We start from the raw sequence: 6,097 nt of genomic DNA on the forward strand, positions 1-6,097 counted from the left end.
CCCTGGCAGTGCCACCGGCGGACGAGGACATCAGGGCCGCCGCCGTGGAGACACTGTGGCCCGACTGCCTGGACCTCACTGAACTGCTGGACCTCGCCGAAGGCATCCCCGCCGGACGTCTCACCGCGCTGCTCGAAGACGGACAGCCCGACCCGCTCAGCGTCCTTGCCTGGGCTCGCGGACAACTCGCCGAGCCTCCATCTGTGACTACACCGCTCTCGAACTTCTACCGTGCCGGGGCCGCCCAGCGGGTGGCACGTGCCGCTCACGCCCTGGCATGGGCCCTCGACCAGGCCCTCACTGCCGAGCCGGACGACCGACTCGAAACCGCGCTCGCCGAGGTCGTGGCCGACCTCGCCGCGCGCGCCGACCTGTGGGACCACACCACCATCGTCGGCTTCCCCGAGCAGCTGTGTGAGCCCGTGGGCGACGACGCGCTGCGCCGCCGCTTGGCCGGACTGCTGTTGGACCACCGCGCCGACTCCACCGACCTCCTGCACCTGCTCGACGGGCCGTTCTCCTTCTTCCCGCCGCAAGATCGCATCCACTGGGCCAGCCGCTTCACCGCCGCACCCGACACGGCCAAGACCTTCCTGACCACCGTTCTGCCCCGGGGCGTCGGCCGTCCACTCACACCCGAGGAGACCGCGCAGGTCCAGAAGCTCACCAGCGCCGACCCACAGCTGGAGCAGCTCATCGCTTCCTGGTCCCAGCCGCCCGAACTCGACCCGCTCGCCCTCGCCCGGACCCGCCGCGAAGAGCAGCAGCGCGCCCGCTGGCAGTTCGACCCGCAACCGCTGGAAGCCGATCTGGCCCTGCGTCCCACGAGTGAGGATCTGCGCCCCTGGTGGTCGCGGATCACTGCCCTGGTAGGGTTCCGCACCCCGACCGGGGATTCCCCCGCGCCCTCCGCCTTCCACGACGTACTCGACCTGACGACCACGCCGTGCTGGGCCACCGCCAAGAACCTGCCCGGCGACCTCGCCGACGCCGCGACCTGGGCCCTGCTCAACGCCCCCGCCATCACACCCGACGACGCCAAGCCGGTGGTCGGCTTCTGCATCGCCGATGTCCCAGAGCTGCGGGCACTGACGGCCGTCCCCGAACTGCCCTCCCTGTCTCCCCAGCGGTGGACCGGCATCGCTGTCGCACTGCTCTGTGCCCAGGTGGAGCCGTCCGACGACGCCTCGCGCCACACTCTGACTTCCGAGGCCCTTCAGCGCGCCGGCCAAGCCTTCGGCGCCGCGCTGCCCGACTACCTCGAGCGGCTGCCAGCCGACATCGTCGGACAGGCCGTGACCAGGCTCGCCGCAATAGACCCGGCCCAACTCCCCCTGGTGACCGCGTGGGCGGCCGCCCCCAACCGCCTGCCCGAACAACGACGCCCGCTCCTGCGCCCACTCGCAGCAGCTGGCGTCACCCAAGCGCTCGACCTGGCGCGCGCCGACGCGGCAGCAGCTCAGCGTGACGGCTCCCCGGTGCCGACTGCCGCGTGGGCCCAGACCATCAACGTCCTCCTGGAGTACGCCCCCGCACCAGAACCTGCGTCCACCTGGGCCCAGATCCTGGCCGACCCCGCGCTCACCAACGCCTGGGCCACCAGCACCGACACCACCACCGGCATACACGCCATGACACCCCGCCAGCTCGGCACGCTCTACGAGCGGCTCGTCACCGCCGGCCACATCACCACCGACGGCCCCCTGTATACGCGAAGCGGCATCGGACACCCCGGCATCCCTGTCGGCATCGCCCTGGCGGCCATTCCCGACACACTAGCCAGCCGCATACCCACCGCCCAGTCACTCGCCGAACTCGAACGACTCGCCAGCATCTACCCCGACCACCCGCGCCTGCCCGGCCTCGCCCACTGGCACGCTCTGATGCTCGCCGAGACCGCCTGGGAGCGACCCAGCTGGCCCATCCTCTCCGCCTTGGCCGCCGACACCGAAAGCCGCATCGTCCACGACGCCAGCCAACTGGCCCGCATCGTCCTCGACGCACTGGAGACGATTCAGCACCAGCTCACCGGCCCCAACGGGCTCGCCCCGCTTCTGTGGAATCGAACCCAATGGCGGACCACCGAGCAGAAGAAACCGAAGAACGGGCAAAGCACACCGCCGCCGTGGCGCTGGTGGCCGATGTGGGAGGAGGACCTGAGCGACCTGGTGCACCACCTGCTCAAGACCCTGCTCGCCGGCCACCGCCTGATCATCAACCGAGAAGTACAGATCGACCGATACGGCCGCACCGACATCCAGATAGACGCCAACCACCGCTGGGACACCACTGCACCCAAAGTAACCGTCATCATCGAAACCAAAGGCTGCTGGAACAGCGGCCTGGACGAGGCAGCGCGAACCCAGCTCGCCGAGCGCTACCTCACCCGCGACCATACGGCGGCAGGCATCTACCTCGTGGGCTACTTCGACAGCCCCGCATTCTGGACCAACGTGAAGCCCGGCGACGACGGGCACCCCGCCGACGACCGCAAGCACACGGCGCACAGCCTCGACGACCTCACCCGGAAACAACACGAACTCTCGGCCAGCCTGCGCGCAACCGGCGCCGATCTCTACCCAGCCATCCTCGACTGCCGCCCCGACCCCATCGAAGCAATCACCAAAACATGCGCCCCGGACCCCACCTGACAACGCAGCTACCACCGCCCCGGCGACGAACCGCCGCTCTGCTCCTGAAAAACCGAAGGGCTCGACAGGTGTCGGCCTGTGGGCCCCTTCCGCGTTGTCCAGGCCGAGTCCCGATCAGCAGGTCGCCGCCGTGCTTATCACTCTGGCGCGCGCCCAAGTCAGAGTGATCAGTTGATCAACCTTCTTGCCAGCGCATCCCGAGAGCAGACAGCTCTGCCACCCGCTCCGAGGCGAGGCTGGCTTGACGGGCACGAGCGTTGGCGATGAACACACCGAGGGCCAACTCGGTTCCATCCACGGTTTCGGTGTGCGATCGGGGTACGTTCAGGTGCCCTTCCCGGGTGCGGTACTGGTGGGCCGCCGCCAGGTTCGCCTCCCATTTCTGCGCACGGCTGCGCCGTGGAACAACCGACGGCGCAGATGGCCGTTCCGCACGAGGTTCGATGCCCAGTACCTCACCGAGCAGCCACTGCTGCACGCCGCTCAGCGCATTCCACTCCTGCCGCTGTACCTGCACCCAGCGCCCGATGTCCTCGCCCTGCACCATCAGCACGCCTTCCCGCGCCGGCAGCGACCCCCCGGTCTGCACGTGCATGCGGGCAAGGTGGAAGCACCGCTGCCACGCCACCGGCCACGCCGGACACCACGCGGGATCGATCTCCTCCAGTGCCCGGCGCCGCTCCCGGCTCAGCCCACCAGCCCCAGAGCCTGCCTTTGGCTCCGCCGCACGATGGTCCTCCGCGCGCCGGGCAGCGGCACGCTGATTCTTCAGCCAGATCCCAACCGGGTAATTCTCCCAGGTGGCTTCGGTGGGGGCCAGCAGGTGGCCGTGCTCGGCGGCCCAGCCGCGGGCCGCGGCCAAGCCCTCGTCGAAGGCGACCGTGAAGTGGGACCACACCATGCCGAGTTCGTCCAACTGCGCTACCCGCTCCGGGCTGAGACTGCCCTGGCGGTTCAGGCGTCGCTGGTTGGAGATCCACACCCCGAGCGGGAACCCGTCGGGCGCCGTGTGCCCGTAGGGAACGCGCAGATGCTGCTGGTCACTGTGGAACGCGAGGGCTGCCTGCAGGCCTCGCCGCCAGAACTCGCCCTCCGGCCGCAGCACCCGCGCACTGATGAACGCTGCCAACTGGGCTGGATCCCGCCGCGACGAGAACGACAGCAGCCCCTGCGCCGCACCGCCAACCCCGCCTTCCGCGCCCGATCCGCCAGAAGCCGCCTCGGACCGGCTGGCGGCCTGCGGGACAGCAAGCTGCTCGACCGCCTCTGCATCGTGCGCCCGCAGCGCGGTCAGCAGCTTCGCGAGATCCTCATACGCCTTCGAGGCGAGCATCTCGTCCGGCTCCTCACCCGGCCCCAAGAACACCGGCACCACCAGAGAGGCGATCTTGCCCTCACCCGGCTGCATCCGCAGTGCACGGCCCACCGCCTGGACCACGTCGGGCACCGAACCCCGCACGTCCGCGAAGAACACCGCGTCACAACCCGGCGTGTCCACCCCCTCGCCCAGTACCCGCACCGACGACAGCACACACCGCTCCCACACCGCACCGTCCGCCGCACACCCCGCCGAGAACTCCTCCAACACCTCCCGCCGGTGCCCGACCTTGTGCTCCCCGCACAGCCACTGCGCCCACACCGCCCCCGGCTCCGGGTAGCCTCCCTCGCCGCTCTTCCACAGCGCCTTCGCCACCGCGCCCAGCCCACTCGCGAAGGCCTCCGCCTCACTCGTACGGGAGTGGAACGTCAACAACCGCCTCAATTTCTGCTCGGCCGCCGTCTTCAGCACCGCCGTCTGCAGCGCAGCCAACCGCAGCCCTCGCACCGCGTCACTGCGCGCATCCGACCCCACCAGCTGCATCGCCTGCACCTGAGGATCAGCGATGTCCACACACACCACCTGATACCGCGCGACCAGCCCCCGCTCGATCGCCTCCGACAGCGGCAACCGGTACACCACCGGCCCGAACACGCTCTCGTCATCCATCGACGCCACCAGCGCCGCCGACCCGCCCCCACTGCCCGAAGCTGCATCCCACAACCGCGGTGTCGCGGTCATGTACAGACGTCGCGCCGCCGGCACCTTCCCCTGGTCATGCACCGCCGCCCACGGCTTGCCCAGCACACCCGACGTCCGGTGCGCCTCGTCCACCACGACCAGGTCCCACCGGCCCAGACCACCCGCATGCGCCCGCTCCAACACTCCCAAGCCCAGCGCCGCATACGTGGCGAACACCGTCACCCGCTCACGGCCGGTCAGCCAGGCCACCAGCTGCTCGGCATCGGTCGTGCACGGCACTTCCAACGCCCCACCCTCGCGCGGCGAGCACACCCCGAACATCGGCCCTGTACGCCCTGCAGCGCGCCACACCCCCACCATCTGCCCCAGCAGATCGAGCGTGGGCACCAGAACCAGCACGCGCCCTGCACGCAGCTCCAGCGCCGCGTGCACCCCCACCAGACTCTTGCCCGCCCCCGTGGCAGCAACCACCTGAGCCCGCAGCCCGTTCTCAGGCCACACCCCACCCGGCGGCTGAGCCAACGCTCGCACTACCGCATCCACGGCCTCAATCTGATGGGGACGAAGCCGATGCCGACCCGACACGATCTTCCGCCTTCCATGCCGCACCAACGGGGGCAGTAGCCCCTCACTACAGACTCTATCCCGAGTCACTTTGATGCAATCGCTCTATCGGGCGACAAAAGTGCCGCGCATCGAGGGCCGCACCCATCACCGTCCCACCCAGACCTCACCCCTCGCATGAACTGCCCCGTTCTTCCGTGCACGGCGGGTGCGGAGTGGGAGAATGCCCACCCCGCACCCGCCGTGCTTCAACGGCTCGCAATCGGCAATGGGTTGAAGAGCTGTCAGGACGGGGGAGAGGCAAGTGACTCCGGAAGCCCCTCCACCCCGAGCTTCGCTAGACGCGACCGGATCGCACTCGGCTGCCGAGCAAGCCGTTCAGCTAACTCGTCAACACCACTCCCGGAAGCGTGGAGCCGCAGCAGCAACTGGTCATCCTCCGGCTTCCACCGCTCGTAGGCCTTCGGATACTGCTTGCGCACCTCGTCCACCGAGTACACCCGCGAAGCCGGCTCCGACCCCACCGGCAGCTCCACCCCGTCCAACACGGAAGAGGGAAAACTACACACCTCAACACCCCGCAACCAGAAGGTGATTGAACCGCCCTCGAACGTCAGCAGATCCGCCTCAACATCCAGCACCCGCAACCGGATCTTCCCCTGAGAAACAGCACCAGACATGCCAACCACCCTGCCCAACACAGCGCCCCAGCAAGCGAGCGCCCGCTTCTTATAGCCAGCCAGGCCCGCAACGCGGGCCCAAGGCAGGGGAGCGAAGCGGACCTGCCCCGAGCCGCGGAGCGGATCGGTCCCGGGCGTTCACGCCCGGGCATTTCTGGTGGGTCCGCAACGCGGACCCACCC

General features: G+C 69.2%; 3 protein-coding genes. 1 reads left to right on the plus strand and 2 read right to left on the minus strand.

What is annotated here, in order from left to right:
* Nucleotides 1–2,651, plus strand: a 2,651-nt coding sequence (locus tag ACZ5GT_RS02655) for a hypothetical protein (RefSeq protein WP_469013115.1), incomplete at its 5' end; no start/stop codon positions are given.
* Between the two features lie 175 nt (nt 2,652–2,826).
* Here ACZ5GT_RS02655 and ACZ5GT_RS02660 read toward each other — a convergent pair.
* Together ACZ5GT_RS02660 and ACZ5GT_RS02665 are read right to left on the minus strand one after the other, a co-directional pair.
* A complete protein-coding gene (locus ACZ5GT_RS02660) occupies nt 2,827–5,280 on the minus strand; it encodes a helicase associated domain-containing protein (RefSeq protein ID WP_469013160.1) in 2,454 nt (817 codons plus the stop codon).
* A gap of 239 nt (nt 5,281–5,519) precedes the next feature.
* The gene (locus ACZ5GT_RS02665) at nt 5,520–5,915 is read right to left on the minus strand and encodes a hypothetical protein (RefSeq protein WP_469013117.1); all 396 of its coding nucleotides are present in this window, start codon (nt 5,913–5,915) and stop codon (nt 5,520–5,522) included.
* Nucleotides 5,916–6,097: the final 182 nt, after the last annotated feature.

Source organism: Streptomyces sp. NPDC031340, assembly GCF_055569945.1.